Origin of the sequence: Eubacterium segne, from assembly GCF_014287775.1 — a bacterium.
Classification (GTDB): Bacteria; Bacillota; Clostridia; order Lachnospirales; family Lachnospiraceae; genus Eubacterium_G; species Eubacterium_G segne.
This window is the reverse complement of record NZ_JACOOZ010000002.1, coordinates 389,789-407,229: the sequence shown is the minus strand read 5'-3', so window position 1 is coordinate 407,229 and position 17,441 is coordinate 389,789. Positions and strand designations below refer to the sequence as shown.

Sequence of the window (17,441 nt, the reverse complement as noted above, 5' to 3'; positions counted from 1 at the left end):
AACTAATGGCTAGATCATTAAAAAAAGGCCCATTTGCGGATGAGAGCTTATTAAAGAAAATTGATGCTATGAACGAATCAGGCGACAAGTCAGTTGTTAAGACTTGGTCAAGACGTTCAACAATTTTCCCACAGATGGTTGGACACACAATCGCTGTCCATGATGGTAGAAAGCATGTTCCGGTATATGTTACAGAAGATATGGTTGGACATAAACTTGGTGAATTTGTTTCTACTAGAACTTACAGAGGACATGGAAAAGATGAAAAGAAGGGTAAGAAATAATACCCTTTAGAATTTGAAAGGAGGTCTCATCTATGGCAAAAGGACATAGATCCCAGATAAAGAGAGAAAGAAATGCTAATAAAGATACAAGACCATCAGCAAAATTATCTTACGCTAGAGTGTCTGTACAGAAAGCATGCTTCGTATTAGATGCCATCAGAGGAAAGGATGTTCAGAGTGCTATCGGTATTCTCACATACAATCCAAGATACGCATCAAGTGTAATTTTAAAATTATTAAATTCAGCAATTGCAAATGCTGAAAACAACAATAACATGGATGTTAGTAAACTTTACATTGCAGAATGCTATGCAAATTCAGCACCTACAATGAAGAGAATTAAACCTAGAGCACAGGGTAGAGCTTATAGAATATTAAAGAGAAACAGCCACATTACAGTAGTGCTTGATGAGAGATAAGATAGGAGGCAAAGTATGGGACAGAAAGTTAATCCACATGGATTAAGAGTCGGAGTTATTAAAGACTGGGACTCAAAGTGGTATGCAGAAGCAGATTTTGCAGATAACTTAATCGAAGATTATAACATCAGAACATACCTTAAGAAGAAATTATACAACACAGGTGTTTCTAAGATTGAAATCGAAAGATCATCTGATAGAGTAAGAGTTAATGTTTATACAGCTAAGCCTGGTCTCGTAATCGGTAAGGGCGGTGCTGAAATTGAAAAAGTAAAAGCTGAAGTTCAGAAAATGACAGGAAAGAAGTTATTTATGGACGTTAAGGACGTTAAGAGACCTGACAAAGATGCTCAGTTAGTAGCTGAAAACATTGCTACACAGTTAGAAAACCGTGTATCATTCAGAAGAGCTATGAAGTCAGCAATGTCCAGAACAATGAAGAGCGGTGCGTTAGGAATCAAGACATCTGTTTCAGGTCGTCTTGGTGGAGCTGATATGGCTCGTACTGAGTTTTATAGCGAAGGTACTATTCCACTTCAGACATTACGTGCTGATATCGACTATGGTTTCGCGGAAGCTGATACAACTTACGGAAAAGTAGGTGTAAAGGTTTGGATTTACAACGGCGAAATACTTCCAACTAAAGAAGGGAGCGATAAATAATGTTAATGCCAAAAAGAGTTAAACATAGAAAACAGTTCCGTGGTTCTATGAGAGGAAAGGCAACTAGAGGAAACAAGATTTCATATGGTGAATACGGTATCGTAGCAATGGAACCGGGCTGGATTAAGTCAAATCAGATTGAAGCAGCCAGAATCGCAATGACACGTTACGTAAAGCGTGGTGGTAAAGTTTGGATTAAGATTTTCCCAGATAAGCCGGTAACAGCAACACCAGCTGAAACTCGAATGGGTAAAGGTAAAGGTGCACTTGAATATTGGGTAGCAGTAGTTAAGCCAGGCAGAGTAATGTTTGAAATTGCCGGTGTTCCGGAAGAAACAGCAAGAGAAGCATTACGTCTTGCAACACACAAACTTCCAATTAAATGCAAGGTTGTATCTCGTGAAGATTTAGAAGGCGGTGATAACAGTGAAAATTAAGGATTATGTAGAAGATTTAAGAGGTAAATCAGCTGCAGATTTACAAGAGGAATTAGTAGCTGCTAAGAAGGAACTTTTCAATTTAAGATTCCAGAACGCAACAAACCAGTTAGATAACACAAGCAGAATTAAAGAAGTTAGAAAAAACATTGCCAGAATTCAGACTTTAATAGTTGAAAAGGCAAATGCTGCTGAATAGTTACAGGTTAATCCAATAAGAAAGGAGAATTGTTGTGGAAAGAAATTTAAGAAAGACACGTACAGGAAAAGTTGTCAGCGACAAGATGGATAAGACAATCGTTGTTGCTGTAGAGGATCATGTAAAGCATCCTTTATATAACAAAATCGTTAAGAGAACTTACAAATTAAAGGCTCACGACGAAGAAAACCAGTGCGGTATTGGTGATACAGTAAAAGTTATGGAAACAAGACCACTTTCTAAAGATAAGAGATGGAGACTTGTTGAAATTATTGAAAAGGCTAAATAGGCCTTATATAGAGATAGGAGGAATACAGCATGATTCAACAGGAAAGTAGACTTAAGGTCGCTGATAATACAGGCGCTAAAGAATTACTTACAATCAGAGTAATGGGCGGATCTACTAGAAGATATGCTAATATTGGTGATATCATCGTTGCTACTGTTAAAGATGCAACACCAGGTGGAGTTGTTAAAAAAGGTGACGTTGTTAAAGCTGTAGTAGTTCGTTCTGTTAAGGGCGCTCGTCGTAAAGATGGTTCATACATCAGATTTGACGAAAATGCTGCTGTAATTATAAAAGATGATAAGACCCCAAGAGGAACTCGTATTTTTGGGCCGGTTGCCAGAGAGTTAAGAGACAAACAGTTTATGAAGATTGTTTCTTTGGCACCTGAAGTTTTATAGGAGGTATGCATAATGTCAGCTATGAAGATTAAAAAAGGTGATACAGTTAGAGTTATTGCCGGTAAAGACAAAGGTAAAGAAGGAAAAGTTAGTGCAGTAGACGTTAAGAACGGAACTGTAACAGTCGAAGGTGTCAACATGCATACAAGGCACACAAAACCAAGTGCTCAGAATCAGAATGGTGGCATCATCACACAGGAAGGACCTATTCACATTTCCAACGTTATGCTTGTTGTTAAAGGACAGGTAACAAGAGTTGGATTTAAAGTTGAAGATGGAAAGAAAGTACGTATTGCCAAGAAAAATGGCAGCGTAATCGATTAATTAAGAGAGGAGGTCCGAAAAAGTGAGCAGACTTAAAGAAACTTATTTAAACGAGATTATGGACGCTATGCAGAAAAAGTTCGAATATAAGAACGTAATGCAGATTCCAAAGCTCGATAAGATTGTAATAAACATGGGTGTTGGCGAAGCTAAAGAAAACCATAAAATTTTAGATACAGCTGTTAAGGATCTTGAGACAATTACAGGTCAGAAAGCAGTTATTACAAGAGCTAAAAATTCAGTAGCTAACTTCAAGTTAAGAGAAGGACAGCCAATCGGATGTAAAGTAACTCTTAGAGGAGATAAGATGTACGAATTCTTAGATAGATTAGTAAATCTTGCACTTCCTCGTGTAAGAGACTTTAGAGGTGTTAACCCTAACGCATTTGATGGAAGAGGAAATTATGCACTTGGAATTAAAGAGCAGATTATCTTCCCTGAAATTGAATATGATAAGGTTGATAAGGTTAGAGGTATGGACATTATTTTTGTTACAACAGCTAACACAGATGAAGAAGCTCGTGAATTATTGACATTATTTAATGTTCCATTTGCAAAGTAATTAGGAGGTAGATCCATGGCTAGAACTGCTATGAAAGTTAAACAGCAAAGAAAAGCTAAGTTCTCTACACAGGCTTATAACCGTTGTAGAATCTGTGGTCGTCCACATGCTTATTTAAAGAAATACGGAATCTGCAGAATTTGCTTCCGTGAATTAGCATACAAGGGACAGATCCCAGGCGTAAAGAAAGCAAGCTGGTAAGAGAAAATTTGAAGGAGGAAGTAAACTATGACTATGAGTGATCCAATCGCAGATATGCTTACAAGAATTCGTAATGCAAATACTGCAAAACATGATACTGTAGATGTTCCTGCATCAAAGATGAAATTAGCTATTGCTGACATTCTTTTAAATGAAGGATATATCAAAAAGTATGATATTATAGAAGAAGGAAACTTCAAAACAATCAGAATCACATTGAAATACGGTAAGGACAAAAACGATAAGGTTATTACAGGAATAAAGAAGATTTCAAAACCGGGTCTTCGTGTTTATGCCGGAAAAGATGAATTACCAAGAGTTCTCGGTGGACTTGGAGTAGCTATCATCTCAACAAACAAAGGTGTGATTACAGATAAGGAAGCAAGAAAAGCAAACGTAGGTGGAGAAGTTCTCGCATTCGTTTGGTAAATAAAAATTAGGAGGTAAGGCGAAATGTCACGTATAGGAAGAATGCCTATCGCTGTACCGGCAGGAGTAACTGTTGATATAGCAGAAAATAATAAAGTGACTGTCAAGGGACCAAAGGGAGAACTCTCAAGAGTTTTACCTGAGGCTATGGACATTAAATTAGACGGCGACAATGTCGTTGTAACAAGACCAAATGACTTAAAGAAAAACAAATCTTTACATGGTCTTACAAGAACACTTATTTACAACATGATCGTTGGTGTAACAGAGGGTTATACTAAGGTATTAGAAGTAAACGGTGTTGGTTACAGAGCACAGAAGCAGGGAAAGAAGTTAGTTCTTTCACTTGGTTATTCACATCCGGTTGAAATGGAAGATCCTGAAGGAATCGAAACTGTTTTAGACGGACAGAATAAGATCACTGTAAAAGGTATTGATAAAGAAAAAGTTGGCCAGTATGCTGCTGAAATCAGAAGCAAGAGAGCTCCTGAACCATACAAGGGCAAAGGTATCAAATATGAAACAGAAGTTATCAGACGTAAAGTTGGTAAGACTGGTAAGAAATAATTAAAGGAGTGTAGACGATGGTTAGTAAGAAATCTAGAAGCGAAGTTCGCGTTAAGAAACATAACAGACTGCGTAATCATTTAAGTGGAACAACAGAGTGCCCACGTTTAGCAGTTTTTAGAAGTGATAATCATATGTATGCTCAGATTATTGACGATACAGTTGGAAAAACTCTCGTTGCAGCATCTACATTAGAAGCTGACATTAAGAAAGAGTTAGAAAAGACTAATAACGTTGATGCCGCAGCATATGTTGGTAAGGTTATCGGAGAAAGAGCAGTAGAAAAGGGTATTAAGGAAGTTGTTTTCGACAGAGGCGGCTTTATATACCAGGGTAAAGTTCAGGCATTAGCTGATGCAGCTAGAGAAGCTGGACTGGAATTTTAGTTGAGGAGGTAACACACATGAAACGTGAGATAATTGATGCAAGTCAGTTAGAATTAGAAGAGACAGTAGTATCAATCAAACGTGTTACTAAGGTAGTAAAGGGTGGACGTAATATGCGTTTCGCAGCTTTAGTAGTAGTTGGTGATAAACATGGACACGTTGGTGCAGGTTTAGGAAAAGCAGCTGAAATTCCTGAAGCAATTCGTAAAGGTAAAGAAGATGCTATTAAGAACCTTATTACTGTTCCTGTAGATGAGAATAACAGTATTCCATACGATGTTATTGGAAAATTCGGAAGTGCTGAAGTACTTCTTAAGAAAGCTAAGGAAGGTACTGGTGTTATCGCCGGAGGTCCTGCACGTAGTGTTGCAGAACTTGCCGGAATCACAAATATCCGTACAAAGTCTTTAGGTTCAAAGAATAAGCAGAATGTAGTTCTTGCTACAATTGAAGGATTAGCTGCATTAAAGACTCCGGAAGAAGTAGCTTCACTTCGCGGTAAAACTGTAGAAGAGATTTTAGGCTAATAGGAGGAAATGAAAATGGCAGATAAATTAAAAATTACTTTAGTAAAATCAACAATTGGAGCAGTTCCAAAAAACAAGAAGACTGCAGAAGCTTTAGGACTTACAAAGCTTAACAAGACAGTCGAAATGCCTGACAATGCTGCAGTCAGAGGTATGATTCAGAGGGTTAGACATTTAGTTAAAGTTGAAGAAATTTAATCTAATTAGATAAGGAGGTGCGACAATGGATTTATCAAACTTAAAGCCTGCTGAGGGCTCAAAACATAGTGATAATTTCAGAAGAGGCCGTGGACATGGTTCAGGAAATGGCAAGACAGCCGGTAAAGGTCATAAAGGACAGAAAGCACGTTCAGGAAGCCCTAGACCAGGTTTTGAAGGTGGTCAGATGCCATTATACAGAAGAATCCCAAAGAGAGGCTTCACAAATATTAATACAAAGAACATTGTAGGAATTAATGTTACAGCTTTGGAAAGATTTGACAATGATACAGTAGTAACTGTAGAAACATTACTTGAGGCTGGGGTAATCAAAAATCCTAGAGACGGTGTTAAGATACTTGGTAATGGTGAAATCACTAAGAAACTTACAGTAAAAGTTGATGCTTTTAGTGAAGGTGCTAAGTCAAAGATTGAAGCCGCAGGTGGAACTTGTGAGGTGATCTAATATGTTAGAAACCTTAAAGAAAGCATTAAAAGTTAAAGAGATAAGAAAAAGATTACTTTATACATTTCTGATGTTAATAGTTGTAAGATTAGGTAGTCAGATACCTATTCCATTTGTAAACGGTGATGCAATAAAAGATATTATGAGCAATTTCTCAAATGAAAACTTTAGTTTCTTTACTGCCATCACCGGTGGATCAATGGAAAAGATGTCGGTGTTTGCTTTGAGCATTACACCGTACATCACTGCATCTATTATCGTGCAGTTATTAACAATTGCCATTCCAAAACTTGATGAACTTCAGAAAGATGGAGAAGAAGGCAGAAAGAAATTAGCAGAAGTTACACGATATTTAACAGTTGCTCTTGCATTAATCGAGTCAACTGCCATGATTATTGGATTTGCAAATCAGGGAATATTTGATACAGACGCTATTAAGTATGGTGATATGCATGCCATAAGAAAATGGGGAGTAATCGTAACAGGAATTTTGGCAATGACAGCCGGTTCAGCAGTTCTTATGTGGATTGGTGAACAAATCACAGAAAAGGGTGTAGGAAATGGTATTTCTATTGTACTTACAATTAATATCGTTTCAGGTATGCCAAGTGATATTGCCAACTTATTTACAAACTTTGTTGCTAAAGATGGTATATCTCCAGGAATGAGAGGCCTTTCAGCTTTGATTATTATCGGAGTAGTTGTGGGAATTATCGTTCTTGTAGTAATCCTTCAGGGGGCAACACGAAAAATTGCAGTGCAGATGTCACAAAAAGTACAGGGAAGAAGACAGGTTGGTGGACAGCAGTCAAATATACCTCTTAAGGTTAACACTGCCGGAGTTATTCCAATTATCTTCGCATCATCATTATTACAGTTCCCTGTCGTAATTGCTCAGTTCTTCGGAAAAGATCCGGAATGGGCTCATTATCTTAGTCAGTCATATTGGTGTAATCCAGCGAATATGAAATATTCTATAGGATTTGTAGTATATATATTACTTATTATTTTCTTTGCATATTTCTACACATCAATAACATTTAACCCTCGTGAGGTTGCTAAAAACCTTAATGACAGAGGTGGTTTTATACCGGGAATCAGAAGCGGTAAGCCAACAGTTGAATATTTGACACAGATATTAAATTATATAATTTTAATCGGTGCAGTAGGACTTCTTATTGTAGCGGTTATTCCAATCGTTGCTTCAGGTGTAACAGGAGCAAAAGTTGGATTTGGCGGTACATCAATTATCATTATCGTAGGTGTTATTCTTGAAACACTTCAGACTATTAAGTCAATGGTTTCAGAACGCAGTTACAGTACAGTCAGAGGAATATTCTAGAAGATATCAGATAATTTAGGGGACGGCTTATGCTGCCCCCTAAAACTACTATTGTTTATTGTGTGAGGAAAAAAATATGAAAATTATTATGTTAGGCGCACCTGGAGCCGGAAAAGGAACACAGGCAAAGATGATTGCTGAAAAATACAGCATTCCACATATCTCAACAGGAGATATTTTTAGAGCAAATATTAAAAATGGAACAGAATTAGGAAAAAAAGCTAAGTCTTATATGGATAAGGGACAGTTGGTTCCTGATGAATTAACATTAGACTTAATTATGGATAGATTTAAACAGGATGATTGCAAAAACGGATATGTTTTAGACGGATTCCCAAGAACAATTCCACAGGCAGAAGCTCTTGATACAGCATTAAAAGCTAAGGGTGAAAAAGTTGACTTCGCAATAGATGTTGACGTACCGGATGAAAACATTGTAAAGAGAATGGGTGGAAGAAGAGCATGTGTAGGCTGTGGAGCAACATATCATGTAGTATACAGCCCGACAAAGGTTGAAGGTGTGTGCGATAAGTGTGGAGAAGAGCTTATTGTAAGAGATGATGATAAGCCTGAAACAGTATTAAACAGACTTGAAGTATATCACAATCAGACACAGCCACTTATAGATTACTATAATGAACAGGGAATTTTAAAGAGTGTTGATGGAACAGTTGACATGAAGGATGTATTCAATGCAATTGTTGATATTTTAGGAGCATAAAAATGGCAGTTACAATTAAATCAGAAAGAGAAATTGAACTTATGCGTCAGGCCGGCAAATACATTGCCAAGGTTCATGAGGAACTGGCAAAAGAAATAAAGCCGGGCATGAGTACTTATCAAATTGACAAAATTGGAGAAGAGTTAATAAGAAGCTATGGCTGTATTCCAACATGTAAAGGATATGAAGGATTTCCGGCAGCGCTGTGTGTATCAGTAAATGACGAAGTCGTTCATGGGATACCTAGAAAAGATCACTTTGTGGACAATGGCGACATTGTAAGTCTTGATTTTTGCTTAAGCTATAAAGGTTACCAGTCAGATTGTGCAAGAACATTGCCTGTTGGGGAAATAAGTAATGATGCAAAACAATTGTTAGAGGTAACAAAGCAAAGCTTTTTCGAGGGAATTAAGTTTGCAAAAGAGGGATGCCACTTATACGAAATATCAGCAGCTATAAATGATTATGTTGATAAATTCGGATATGGAGTTGTCAGGGATTTGGTAGGCCACGGCATTGGAAGAGAAATGCATGAAGATCCGCAGATTCCGAATTTCAGACAAAGAAGAAGAGGAATGAAGTTACAGGCAGGAATGACACTTTGTATTGAGCCTATGATTAATATGGGAAGAGCAGATGTGGCATTTATGGATGATGACTGGACAGTGGTTACAGACGATGGATCATTGGCAGCACATTATGAAAACACGGTTCTTATAACAAAGGGAGAGCCGGAAATATTAACACTGTAAAAGACTATAAAAGTGGAGGAATGAAATCATGTCAAAGGCAGATGTAATTGAAATAGAAGGAACAGTTGTAGAAAAATTGCCAAATGCGATGTTCAGGGTAGAGCTTGAAAACGGACATATAGTGCTTGCACATATCAGCGGTAAGCTTAGAATGAACTATATCAAAATACTCCCTGGAGATAAAGTAACAATAGAAATGTCTCCATATGACCTTTCAAAAGGAAGAATCATATGGCGTGATAAATAAGCTGCGCAATAATAAAATTTGTAAAAGGGTTTGGATGTTTACATACAAACCCTTGCACAAAATTTTATTATTATGGGGCGTATGCCCCGCAGCGAAATGAAGCGAAGCGGAATTGAGCTGGCGCAGCTTATAAGGAAGAGAAGCGAAAGGTCAATGAAGCGAAGCGGAATTGAGCTGGCGCAGCTTATAAGGAAGAGAAGCGAAAGGTCAATGGAGCGAAGCAAAATTGAGCTGGCGCAGCTTATAAGGAAGAGAAGCGAAAGGTCAGTGAAGCGAAGCGGAATTGAGCTGGCGCAGCTTAAGAGGAAGAAAGGCTGTAATTGGTGCAGCTTTTTATAGAGTAACTAAAAAATATAATTTTTTTAAAAAAAAGTCCTTGTAATAATTATAATCTTATGATAACATTATATTCGGACTTTTTTGTGGAAGGAGGATTTACTGTGAAAGTTAGATCATCAGTTAAACCAATATGCGAAAAATGCAAAGTCATTAAAAGAAAAGGAATCGTAAGAATTATTTGCGAGAATCCTAAGCACAAACAGCGTCAGGGTTAATTTAATCCGGAAAAGAAGTGAATGATACATATTGTTCACTTATTTGTGCTGTTTATTGTAATGCGGTATTAACCGTATTAATGATGCTATATTTAGAGAGCATCAGGTAGTTTTACTACGAATTTGCGGCTGCAGTAACTATATTTTATATATACGTTACTATGAAATAAAGAAGATATAATTGATTTATATTTTCAGAAAGAATGACTGGTAATTTGCTGAACCGGTTATTCGTTTGAAACTTACAAATATGAATTTTTGGGAGCGTACAACATTTCAGACGTGGAAACACGGGCTACGTATTTCGAAGATTCATACAATTTAACTAATGGAGGTTATTCATATGGCTCGTATTTCAGGTGTTGATTTACCAAGAGAAAAGAGAGTTGAAATTGGATTGACTTATATTTATGGTATCGGTGTTTCAAGTTCAAAGAGAATCTTATCAGAAGCCGGCGTTAATCCTGACACACGTTGTAAGGATTTAACTGACGAAGAAGTTAAGAAAATCAGCGACGTTATCGATGCAAGTCAGACAGTTGAAGGTGATTTAAGAAGAGAAATCGCATTAAACATTAAGAGATTACAGGAAATTGGATGCTATAGAGGTATCCGTCATAGACGTGGACTTCCTGTTCGTGGCCAGAACACAAAGAACAATGCCAGAACAAGAAAAGGTCCTAAGAGAACTGTAGCAAACAAGAAAAAATAGTATAAACCCATAAGGGAGGTTAGTTTAGAAAATGGCTAAGAAAGTTACAAAGAAAGTGACAAAGAAGCGTGTTAAGAAAAACGTTGAACACGGACAGGCACATATACAGGCATCATTTAACAATACAATTGTCACATTGACAGATGCTGAAGGAAATGCTTTATCATGGGCAAGTGCTGGCGGTCTGGGATTTAGAGGTTCAAAGAAATCTACTCCTTATGCAGCTCAGATGGCAGCAGAAACTGCAACAAAGGCAGCTTTAGTACATGGTTTGAAAACAGTAGATGTTATGGTTAAGGGTCCAGGATCAGGTAGAGAGGCAGCTATTCGTGCCCTTGCTACATGCGGTCTTGAAGTTACATCTATTAAGGACGTAACTCCAGTACCACACAATGGATGTCGCCCACCAAAACGTAGAAGAGTCTAATTTAGGAGGGAAAAGATGGCAGTAAATAGAGTTCCTGTTCTTAAAAGATGTAGATCACTTGGTTTAGATCCGATTTATTTAGGAATAGACAAGAAATCAAATAGAAATTTAAACAGATCAAGCAGAAAGATGAGTGAATATGGTCTTCAGCTTAGAGAAAAGCAGAAAGCTAAATTCATTTATGGTGTATTAGAAAAGCCTTTCAGAAATTACTATCAGAAGGCACAGAAGAAACCTGGACAGACAGGTGAAAATCTTATGATCATGCTTGAAACAAGACTTGACAATGTAGTATTCCGTATGGGATTTGCAAGAACAAGAAAAGAAGCAAGACAGATCGTAGATCACAAGCATGTTTTGGTTAATGGAAAGCAGGTAAATATTCCTTCTTACTTAATCAAAGTTGGTGATGTTATTGAAATCAAAGAGAACTGCAAAGGTTCACAGAGATATAAAGATATCATCGAAGTTACTGGTGGAAGAACAGTCCCAGCATGGGTTGAAGTAGACCAGGATAATCTTAAAGGTGAAATCAAGGAACTTCCAAAGAGAGAAGAGATTGATGTACCTGTAGATGAGATGCTTATTGTCGAATTATATTCTAAATAATATATTCATATATTTTATTAAGATTGTTCCCAGTAGGCTTAAGCAATTCCCAATAAAGGAGGGGCTAATTAGTGTTCGATTTTGAGAAACCAAATATTATAGTAGAAAAATCAGATGATGGAAGATATGGTAAGTTTGTAGTTGAACCTCTTGAAAGAGGATATGGTACAACACTTGGTAATGCATTAAGAAGAATTATGCTTTCATCATTACCAGGCTCAGCTGTAAGCCAGATTAAGATTGACGGAGTTCTTCATGAATTCAGTTCAGTACCTGGAGTAAAAGAAGACGTTACGGAAATCGTAATGAACATTAAACAGCTTGAGATTAAAAACAACAGTACAACAGATGAACCGAAGATTGCTCATATTGATGTAACTGGAGACCAGGTCGTAACAGCAGCTGATATCCAGACAGATTCTGATATTGAAATCTTAAACCCGGATTTAGTTATTGCAACACTTAGTGGTGGTGCAGATAGCAAACTTAGTATGGAATTAATCATTACTAAGGGTAGAGGTTATGTAAGTTCAGAGAAAAATAAGAATGATAATCTTCCAATCGGTGTTATCGCTGTAGACTCAATTTACACTCCGGTAGAGAGAGTTAATATGTCAGTTGAAAACACTCGTGTAGGTCAGGTTACAGACTTTGATAAGCTTACATTAGATGTTTATACTAATGGAACATTAGATACTGATGAAGCTGTTAGTTTGGCATCAAAAGTTCTTTGCGAACACTTAAAGTTATTTATTGATCTTTCTGATACTTCAAAGGATATTGAAGTTATAGCAGAACCGGTCGATGATGAAATTGATAAAGTGTTAGAGATGAACATCGATGAATTAGAGTTATCAGTTCGTTCATACAATTGTTTGAAGAGAGCAGGTATCAATACAGTTGAGGAATTAGTAAATAAGACTTCTGATGATATGATGAAGGTAAGAAACCTTGGACGTAAGTCATTAGAAGAAGTACTTGCTAAGTTAAAAGAACTCGGCCTTGCATTGAAACCAGGCGACGAGAACTAATAGACATGAGTTTGTTAGAGGAGGTGCAGGGTATATACATATCCCACCGACGATTTGCCACTATTAAGCAATGGTGACAATACAAAACAGGAGGTAAGAAAATGGCAGGTTATAGAAAACTTGGAAGAACTTCAAGTCAGAGAAAGGCTTTAATAAGAGGTCAGGTTACAAGTCTTTTAAATAACGGCAAAATAGTTACAACTGAAGCAAGAGCTAAAGAAATTAGCAAGGTTGCTGAAGGTCTTATTGCATTAGCTGTAAAAGAAAAAGATAACTTTGATGAAGTTGAAGTTACAGCTAAAGTTGCTCGTAAAGATAAAGATGGCAAGAGAGTTAAAGAAGTAGTTGATGGCAAGAAAGTAACAGTTTACGATGAAGTAAAGAAGACTATCAAGAAAGACCAGCCTTCACGTCTTCATGCTAGACGCCAGATGAACAAGGTTCTTTACACAGTAACAGACAAAACTGGCAAGAAGAATGAAGCAAAGAAAGTTGATTTAACTAAGAAGTTATTTGACGAGATTGCTCCTAAGTACGCAGACCGTAAGGGTGGCTATACAAGAATCGTTAAGATTGGCCAGCGTAAAGGTGATGCTGCTATGGAAGTATTACTTGAATTAGTATAATAGCAATATATTGAGTGTTAAGCTCGCATTAAATAAAACAAACAGTCGATTATGTTATACATAGTTGGCTGTTTATTTTTGTTTAACAGTAAAAATAAACGGCACTATACAAGAGCGGGGGCATGGTTCTTTGAAAACCGTGAAGATTTGTTATTTTTTGTATTTAACAAAGTTAAAAGAAAAGAATACTATAGAAATGGTATAGAAAGAACGAGGTGACAGTATTGATGCATTTATTGACAATAAGGCTGCAAAGGAAATAACTATAATAAACAAATCCTCAAAAGATGACACAGGTATAAATAAAATAAGTGTTGAGAGATATGGGGATGAGTATGTTTGTAACGGAAAGACATATAAGTATTTTTATAAAATAACCCATTCAGAAGGAAATGAGATATCCCAGGATTATATTTTAGGAAATGTGATATTAGATGAAAAGGAATATAATAATTACATAGCAAACAGTACACAAGGGGAGAACGCACCACTTATTGTGGCAAGCAATATAGAGAAATAAAGTAAAAGCCTGTTTTACATAGTGCATAAATGAAAACATTCCCACTTGCTTTTTTTAATATAACTTAGTATAGTGTAATAGATTTTACAGAATAGAGAGGAAAGAATCATGTGGATTATGTCAATGACTATAATAGACAGAATCGTTGATTTTATGTGTAATATAAAGTCGCCGGTGTTGGCGATTTGCTATGTAGTAGGAATATTTATGGGAATTCTTGTAATACAGGATAAACCATATATGCTTATTGGTTTGTTTGCCACCAGAAAATTTAAACCGGCAAAGAAGCAGCACAAATATGCAGTGCTTATTCCTGCCAGAAATGAGGAACCGGTTATTGCAAATCTTATTAACAGTATAAGAAAGCAGGACTATCCCCAGGAACTAATAACCATATTCGTTGTGGCAGATAACTGCACTGATAATACAGCAAAGGTGGCAAGAGAAAAGGGAGCCATATGCTATGAGCATTTTAATCCTGAAGAGAGAACCAAAGGATTTGCCCTTAAGTATCTTTTTGAACAAATACAAAGAGATTATGGCATAGAGTCCTTTGAAGGGTATTTTATATTTGACTCAGACAATTTGCTGAAAAAAGATTATATTTCAAGAATGAATGATTCCTTTGATGCAGGAGAGAAGATAATCACATCATATAGAAGCACAAAGAACTGGACGGAAAGCTGGATAGCATCCACATATGCCATTCATTGGTTACGGTCAATACGATACAGGCATAGAGCCCGTTCTCTTCTTCACTTAGCAACTAACATTCAGGGAACAGGTTTTCTGTTTTCCAATGAAATAGTAAAAGACGGATGGAAATATACATCCCTTACGGAAGATAGGGCATTAACAGCAGATTGCGTTGTGGAGGGATATGAAATATCCTACAATGATGATGCAATCTTCTATGATGAACAACCTGTTAGTTTAAAGGTAGCGTTGAGACAAAGGTTACGTTGGTCTAAGGGGCATCTTCAGGCATTTGCTGAAAGTGGATGGGGTTTGTTTAAAAATATATTCATAGATAAAAACACAAAGCACTATGAAGATGATAAATGGTACAGCTATTTAATAAGAACCATAAGGCATAGATTTATGTCCTTTGATACTTTTGCACAACTTCTTCCTAAAAATATTGTCTATGCAGCCAAGTGGATTTTACTGAAATTAATAATTGATCCTTTTGTTGCGTGGAATACAGGAGCTACAATGTACGTCTTTAGCAATGATACATATTTATCTGCCATTGTGAGACACTTTACAGGTAATACCACTGTAGCCCTAGACTCGGGAGTAAAAGCTTATTTTTTCAGCATTTTACTGGCAATATGGATAAGATTATTCTATAGAATAGGAAGATATTTTGTGAATATATGGGTAGCTGTTTATCTGTTTATAATTGAGCATAGAAGAATACCGAAGTTTAGCATATGGCGAAAGGTACTTTATGTATTTACCTGGCCTACTTTTGATATTATACAAAGATATACCCAGTATGTAGCATTGTTTAAAAAGGTTGAGTGGAAGCCAATTCCCCACAACAGCAAGATTACAATTGAAGATATAGAAGAGCAGGTAGGATAAAAAATAAGCTACAGTTTAAGGCAACACTTAAGCTGTAGCTTATTTTATAAATTAAAAATTATTTTCTGAAATAATCATATTTCAAGGTTAAATCATTTTTCTTAATGGTATCGTTTACCAAAATACTCATTTGTTCTAACTTCTTTTGACTGATTTTGCCACCGTTAGTGACTTTTCCATCTTCAACGTAGACTTTTCCGTCATACCATGAATAATCGCTGAAAAAGGCAAAACCGTGGTAATTATCTGCCAAAGCATTCTTTCCAATATAATTATTGCTGTTATATTTTATTCCAAACAGGTTAAGCACAGTAGGAAGAATATTCATCTGCATTGTAACCTCATTAACATCGGTTGGTTTAACATCACTACTCCATATAAAGAATGGTGTATGATTAATAAGATTGTTGTCAGTTTCCTTATATTTATCAAGAACTGACTTATCATTAATTGTGTAAAGATAGTGGTCTGCATACGCAACAATAACTGTATTATCGTATAGGTTATTATCCTTTAACGCCTGAATTAAAAGACCTACCATATAATCTGTTTCTCCCACCATTAATTTGGCAGTTTCCTCTTCCGACAAATCGGGAACATTACCTACACCGTATTTTTTTTCGGCAATAAGCTTTCCCACCTCTTTGGAGGTTGTAAAAGGTGTATGAGGAGAATAAGAAATAATATAATCCACAAATTTTCCCTTTTGCTTAAACATCTTATTGTAAAATGTTTTGTTAAGAATCAATTCCCTGTCTAACTCATAATCTAAATTATTATACTTGGCAATATCCTTTAAACCATAGTAGTTATCGTATCCCCAGCTTTTGTAGTTAATGCCACGGGAATAAAAATCTGCCGAATTCATATGGAAAGCATTAACACTGTAACCGGCCTTTTTAAACAACCTTGCCATGGAATTGTCAAAGGTATTAGTGTTAAAAGTATATACATTTTCAGTATAAGATATTGGGGTGGTAAATCCCGCATTAACTGCAAATTCTGAATTGAAGGTAGAACCACCACCGGTATATATGGAATAATGATCCGTGAAATTAATGGAGTGATTAAGCAAATTATAAAGGTTAGGTGTATTTTCTTTGCTTAAAAGCCATGTATCCATTCCTTCTAACTGGAGAAAAATCACGTTCTTGTCCTTGAAAAGACCGGTATATGAATTAGTTTCATCTTCGGTTTTTGCATTATATATGTCATCTAAAAACTTTCTATCTTCCTTGCTGATTTTATCCTTAGGTTTAAGGAAAGTAAAATAAAAGTTTCTAACGGAATATTCATAAAGTCCTGATATTCTCATACTTTTGTTGCTGTCACTATAATTTTCGTACACGCTTCTTGGCTTTTTAAAGTTATTCCACTTAAGCCCTGAACTGGAGTGACCAAACATAAGAGGTGCTAAAAGATGAAGTATAACAAAAACCACCACAAAAATAAGCAGCCTCTTTAAACGAAACTCATCATATTTCTTATACTTTTTTGCCACAATAATAGTGTATACAAGTACAATTACGGCAAATATGTATATAACTGGATTTGTATGAACAATAGTATCTAATATATAAGAACTTCCTTCATCAGCCAATTTAGTAAGATTAAAACTAAAATAAAATCCTGTAAGGGAATAATAAATGGTGTTAGTCAAAAACATCCCAAAGGACAAAATGAAAAAAATCCAGTAAAGAATTTTACCGGCAATTCCTTTTAAGGAAGTGACAATTCCCATAAAAAATACAATCCACAATAAAGTGAAAATATTAGGAGCCGGATAGTAAATCGGAAAATATGAAATTTTAAGACCGAAAGCACGAGTAAAAATATCCATTGCAAAGAATGGAAGAGTCATTAATATAATAACCTTGTTAGTGATAATTATTTTTTTTAACTTAATACTTATGTTTTTTATTGAATTAATCATTGTAATATTCCTCCACACAATAAAATAC

29 protein-coding genes are annotated in these 17,441 nt (G+C 36.1%); 28 read left to right on the top strand and 1 reads right to left on the bottom strand.

What is annotated here, in order from left to right; translation table 11 throughout:
• Positions 1-5 precede the first annotated feature (5 nt).
• The 28 genes from rpsS (at position 6) to H8S00_RS04200 (ending at position 15,480) form a co-directional block, all read left to right on the top strand.
• Positions 6-284, top strand: a complete 279-nt coding sequence (rpsS, locus tag H8S00_RS04335) for a 30S ribosomal protein S19 (protein WP_021952773.1) — start codon at positions 6-8, stop codon at positions 282-284.
• A gap of 32 nt (positions 285-316) precedes the next feature.
• Positions 317-703 carry a 50S ribosomal protein L22 gene (gene rplV, locus H8S00_RS04330; RefSeq protein WP_021952772.1) on the top strand — a complete coding sequence of 129 codons (387 nt, stop codon included), beginning with the start codon at positions 317-319 and terminating at the stop codon, positions 701-703.
• A gap of 15 nt (positions 704-718) precedes the next feature.
• Positions 719-1,366 (top strand): 30S ribosomal protein S3, encoded by a 648-nt coding sequence (rpsC, locus tag H8S00_RS04325; protein WP_021952771.1) that lies wholly within the window; start codon positions 719-721, stop codon positions 1,364-1,366.
• Positions 1,366-1,803, top strand: a complete 438-nt coding sequence (gene rplP / locus H8S00_RS04320; protein WP_021952770.1) for a 50S ribosomal protein L16 — start codon at positions 1,366-1,368, stop codon at positions 1,801-1,803. The genes rpsC and rplP overlap by 1 nt, the downstream gene beginning before the upstream one ends.
• Positions 1,793-2,002, top strand: coding sequence for a 50S ribosomal protein L29 (gene rpmC, locus H8S00_RS04315; protein WP_021952769.1), 210 nt, complete (start codon positions 1,793-1,795; stop codon positions 2,000-2,002). Before rplP ends, rpmC begins: the two co-directional genes overlap by 11 nt.
• A 34-nt stretch (positions 2,003-2,036) precedes the next feature.
• The gene (gene rpsQ / locus H8S00_RS04310; protein ID WP_021952768.1) at positions 2,037-2,291 is read left to right on the top strand and encodes a 30S ribosomal protein S17; all 255 of its coding nucleotides are present in this window, start codon (positions 2,037-2,039) and stop codon (positions 2,289-2,291) included.
• A 29-nt stretch (positions 2,292-2,320) separates the two neighbouring features.
• A complete protein-coding gene (gene rplN, locus H8S00_RS04305) occupies positions 2,321-2,689 on the top strand; it encodes a 50S ribosomal protein L14 (RefSeq protein WP_021952767.1) in 369 nt (122 codons plus the stop codon).
• A 12-nt stretch (positions 2,690-2,701) separates the two neighbouring features.
• Positions 2,702-3,013 carry a 50S ribosomal protein L24 gene (rplX, locus tag H8S00_RS04300; protein WP_243169548.1) on the top strand — a complete coding sequence of 104 codons (312 nt, stop codon included), beginning with the start codon at positions 2,702-2,704 and terminating at the stop codon, positions 3,011-3,013.
• A 22-nt stretch (positions 3,014-3,035) separates the two neighbouring features.
• Positions 3,036-3,575, top strand: coding sequence for a 50S ribosomal protein L5 (gene rplE / locus H8S00_RS04295; RefSeq protein WP_021952765.1), 540 nt, complete (start codon positions 3,036-3,038; stop codon positions 3,573-3,575).
• A 15-nt stretch (positions 3,576-3,590) separates the two neighbouring features.
• The gene (locus H8S00_RS04290) at positions 3,591-3,776 is read left to right on the top strand and encodes a type Z 30S ribosomal protein S14 (protein WP_021952764.1); all 186 of its coding nucleotides are present in this window, start codon (positions 3,591-3,593) and stop codon (positions 3,774-3,776) included.
• A 27-nt stretch (positions 3,777-3,803) separates the two neighbouring features.
• Positions 3,804-4,205: a 30S ribosomal protein S8 gene (rpsH, locus tag H8S00_RS04285; protein ID WP_021952763.1), complete on the top strand. Its 402-nt coding sequence runs from the start codon at positions 3,804-3,806 to the stop codon at positions 4,203-4,205.
• A 24-nt stretch (positions 4,206-4,229) separates the two neighbouring features.
• On the top strand, positions 4,230-4,772 hold the full coding sequence (gene rplF / locus H8S00_RS04280) for a 50S ribosomal protein L6 (protein WP_186840033.1): 543 nt from the start codon (positions 4,230-4,232) through the stop codon (positions 4,770-4,772).
• 17 nt (positions 4,773-4,789) lie between these two features.
• Positions 4,790-5,158: a 50S ribosomal protein L18 gene (gene rplR, locus H8S00_RS04275; protein ID WP_021952761.1), complete on the top strand. Its 369-nt coding sequence runs from the start codon at positions 4,790-4,792 to the stop codon at positions 5,156-5,158.
• Positions 5,159-5,175: 17 nt separating this feature from the next.
• Complete coding sequence (rpsE, locus tag H8S00_RS04270) at positions 5,176-5,685, top strand: 30S ribosomal protein S5 (protein WP_021952760.1); 510 nt, start codon at positions 5,176-5,178, stop codon at positions 5,683-5,685.
• 15 nt (positions 5,686-5,700) lie between these two features.
• Positions 5,701-5,883, top strand: coding sequence for a 50S ribosomal protein L30 (gene rpmD, locus H8S00_RS04265; protein WP_021952759.1), 183 nt, complete (start codon positions 5,701-5,703; stop codon positions 5,881-5,883).
• Between the two features lie 25 nt (positions 5,884-5,908).
• A complete protein-coding gene (rplO, locus tag H8S00_RS04260; RefSeq protein WP_021952758.1) occupies positions 5,909-6,349 on the top strand; it encodes a 50S ribosomal protein L15 in 441 nt (146 codons plus the stop codon).
• A 1-nt stretch (position 6,350) separates the two neighbouring features.
• Positions 6,351-7,691 (top strand): preprotein translocase subunit SecY, encoded by a 1,341-nt coding sequence (gene secY / locus H8S00_RS04255; protein WP_021952757.1) that lies wholly within the window; start codon positions 6,351-6,353, stop codon positions 7,689-7,691.
• 76 nt (positions 7,692-7,767) lie between these two features.
• Positions 7,768-8,412 (top strand): adenylate kinase, encoded by a 645-nt coding sequence (locus H8S00_RS04250; protein ID WP_021952756.1) that lies wholly within the window; start codon positions 7,768-7,770, stop codon positions 8,410-8,412.
• Between the two features lie 2 nt (positions 8,413-8,414).
• On the top strand, positions 8,415-9,164 hold the full coding sequence (gene map, locus H8S00_RS04245; protein ID WP_118588737.1) for a type I methionyl aminopeptidase: 750 nt from the start codon (positions 8,415-8,417) through the stop codon (positions 9,162-9,164).
• 28 nt (positions 9,165-9,192) lie between these two features.
• Complete coding sequence (gene infA, locus H8S00_RS04240) at positions 9,193-9,411, top strand: translation initiation factor IF-1 (RefSeq protein ID WP_005362190.1); 219 nt, start codon at positions 9,193-9,195, stop codon at positions 9,409-9,411.
• Positions 9,412-9,492: 81 nt separating this feature from the next.
• Positions 9,493-9,750, top strand: a complete 258-nt coding sequence (locus H8S00_RS04235; protein WP_186840032.1) for a hypothetical protein — start codon at positions 9,493-9,495, stop codon at positions 9,748-9,750.
• A gap of 101 nt (positions 9,751-9,851) precedes the next feature.
• Complete coding sequence (gene rpmJ / locus H8S00_RS04230) at positions 9,852-9,965, top strand: 50S ribosomal protein L36 (protein WP_118588738.1); 114 nt, start codon at positions 9,852-9,854, stop codon at positions 9,963-9,965.
• A 343-nt stretch (positions 9,966-10,308) separates the two neighbouring features.
• Entirely contained in the window at positions 10,309-10,677 is a 369-nt protein-coding gene (rpsM, locus tag H8S00_RS04225) for a 30S ribosomal protein S13 (protein WP_021952754.1), read from the top strand.
• 31 nt (positions 10,678-10,708) lie between these two features.
• Positions 10,709-11,104: a 30S ribosomal protein S11 gene (gene rpsK, locus H8S00_RS04220; RefSeq protein WP_005362186.1), complete on the top strand. Its 396-nt coding sequence runs from the start codon at positions 10,709-10,711 to the stop codon at positions 11,102-11,104.
• Positions 11,105-11,119: 15 nt separating this feature from the next.
• Positions 11,120-11,713 carry a 30S ribosomal protein S4 gene (rpsD, locus tag H8S00_RS04215; RefSeq protein WP_021952753.1) on the top strand — a complete coding sequence of 198 codons (594 nt, stop codon included), beginning with the start codon at positions 11,120-11,122 and terminating at the stop codon, positions 11,711-11,713.
• A 71-nt stretch (positions 11,714-11,784) separates the two neighbouring features.
• Positions 11,785-12,744 (top strand): DNA-directed RNA polymerase subunit alpha, encoded by a 960-nt coding sequence (locus tag H8S00_RS04210; protein WP_021952752.1) that lies wholly within the window; start codon positions 11,785-11,787, stop codon positions 12,742-12,744.
• A 101-nt stretch (positions 12,745-12,845) separates the two neighbouring features.
• A complete protein-coding gene (locus H8S00_RS04205; RefSeq protein WP_021952751.1) occupies positions 12,846-13,370 on the top strand; it encodes a bL17 family ribosomal protein in 525 nt (174 codons plus the stop codon).
• Positions 13,371-13,998: 628 nt separating this feature from the next.
• Positions 13,999-15,480, top strand: a complete 1,482-nt coding sequence (locus H8S00_RS04200) for a glycosyltransferase family 2 protein (RefSeq protein WP_021952750.1) — start codon at positions 13,999-14,001, stop codon at positions 15,478-15,480.
• A gap of 58 nt (positions 15,481-15,538) precedes the next feature.
• On the opposite strand, the gene H8S00_RS04195 is transcribed toward H8S00_RS04200, so the two are convergent.
• On the bottom strand, positions 15,539-17,413 hold the full coding sequence (locus H8S00_RS04195) for an LTA synthase family protein (RefSeq protein WP_186840031.1): 1,875 nt from the start codon (positions 17,411-17,413) through the stop codon (positions 15,539-15,541).
• Positions 17,414-17,441 lie beyond the last annotated feature (28 nt).

Excerpts from the sequence above, each read along its gene's own strand:
- H8S00_RS04250 (WP_021952756.1), top strand. The coding sequence starts at position 7,768 with ATGAAAATTATTATGTTAGGCGCACCTGGAGCCGGAAAAGGAACACAG.
- rpsK (WP_005362186.1), top strand. The coding sequence starts at position 10,709 with ATGGCTAAGAAAGTTACAAAGAAAGTGACAAAGAAGCGTGTTAAGAAA.
- rplF (WP_186840033.1), top strand. The coding sequence starts at position 4,230 with ATGTCACGTATAGGAAGAATGCCTATCGCTGTACCGGCAGGAGTAACT.
- rplP (WP_021952770.1), top strand. The coding sequence starts at position 1,366 with ATGTTAATGCCAAAAAGAGTTAAACATAGAAAACAGTTCCGTGGTTCT.
- rplX (WP_243169548.1), top strand. The coding sequence starts at position 2,702 with ATGTCAGCTATGAAGATTAAAAAAGGTGATACAGTTAGAGTTATTGCC.
- rpsC (WP_021952771.1), top strand. The coding sequence starts at position 719 with ATGGGACAGAAAGTTAATCCACATGGATTAAGAGTCGGAGTTATTAAA.
- H8S00_RS04290 (WP_021952764.1), top strand. The coding sequence starts at position 3,591 with ATGGCTAGAACTGCTATGAAAGTTAAACAGCAAAGAAAAGCTAAGTTC.
- H8S00_RS04235 (WP_186840032.1), top strand. The coding sequence starts at position 9,493 with ATGCCCCGCAGCGAAATGAAGCGAAGCGGAATTGAGCTGGCGCAGCTT.
- rplV (WP_021952772.1), top strand. The coding sequence starts at position 317 with ATGGCAAAAGGACATAGATCCCAGATAAAGAGAGAAAGAAATGCTAAT.
- rplN (WP_021952767.1), top strand. The coding sequence starts at position 2,321 with ATGATTCAACAGGAAAGTAGACTTAAGGTCGCTGATAATACAGGCGCT.
- rpsD (WP_021952753.1), top strand. The coding sequence starts at position 11,120 with ATGGCAGTAAATAGAGTTCCTGTTCTTAAAAGATGTAGATCACTTGGT.
- rplO (WP_021952758.1), top strand. The coding sequence starts at position 5,909 with ATGGATTTATCAAACTTAAAGCCTGCTGAGGGCTCAAAACATAGTGAT.
- rpsH (WP_021952763.1), top strand. The coding sequence starts at position 3,804 with ATGACTATGAGTGATCCAATCGCAGATATGCTTACAAGAATTCGTAAT.
- H8S00_RS04200 (WP_021952750.1), top strand. The coding sequence starts at position 13,999 with ATGTGGATTATGTCAATGACTATAATAGACAGAATCGTTGATTTTATG.
- secY (WP_021952757.1), top strand. The coding sequence starts at position 6,351 with ATGTTAGAAACCTTAAAGAAAGCATTAAAAGTTAAAGAGATAAGAAAA.
- map (WP_118588737.1), top strand. The coding sequence starts at position 8,415 with ATGGCAGTTACAATTAAATCAGAAAGAGAAATTGAACTTATGCGTCAG.
- H8S00_RS04195 (WP_186840031.1), bottom strand. The coding sequence starts at position 17,413 with ATGATTAATTCAATAAAAAACATAAGTATTAAGTTAAAAAAAATAATT.
- rpsE (WP_021952760.1), top strand. The coding sequence starts at position 5,176 with ATGAAACGTGAGATAATTGATGCAAGTCAGTTAGAATTAGAAGAGACA.
- infA (WP_005362190.1), top strand. The coding sequence starts at position 9,193 with ATGTCAAAGGCAGATGTAATTGAAATAGAAGGAACAGTTGTAGAAAAA.
- rplR (WP_021952761.1), top strand. The coding sequence starts at position 4,790 with ATGGTTAGTAAGAAATCTAGAAGCGAAGTTCGCGTTAAGAAACATAAC.
- rpsM (WP_021952754.1), top strand. The coding sequence starts at position 10,309 with ATGGCTCGTATTTCAGGTGTTGATTTACCAAGAGAAAAGAGAGTTGAA.
- rpsS (WP_021952773.1), top strand. The coding sequence starts at position 6 with ATGGCTAGATCATTAAAAAAAGGCCCATTTGCGGATGAGAGCTTATTA.
- rpmD (WP_021952759.1), top strand. The coding sequence starts at position 5,701 with ATGGCAGATAAATTAAAAATTACTTTAGTAAAATCAACAATTGGAGCA.
- H8S00_RS04205 (WP_021952751.1), top strand. The coding sequence starts at position 12,846 with ATGGCAGGTTATAGAAAACTTGGAAGAACTTCAAGTCAGAGAAAGGCT.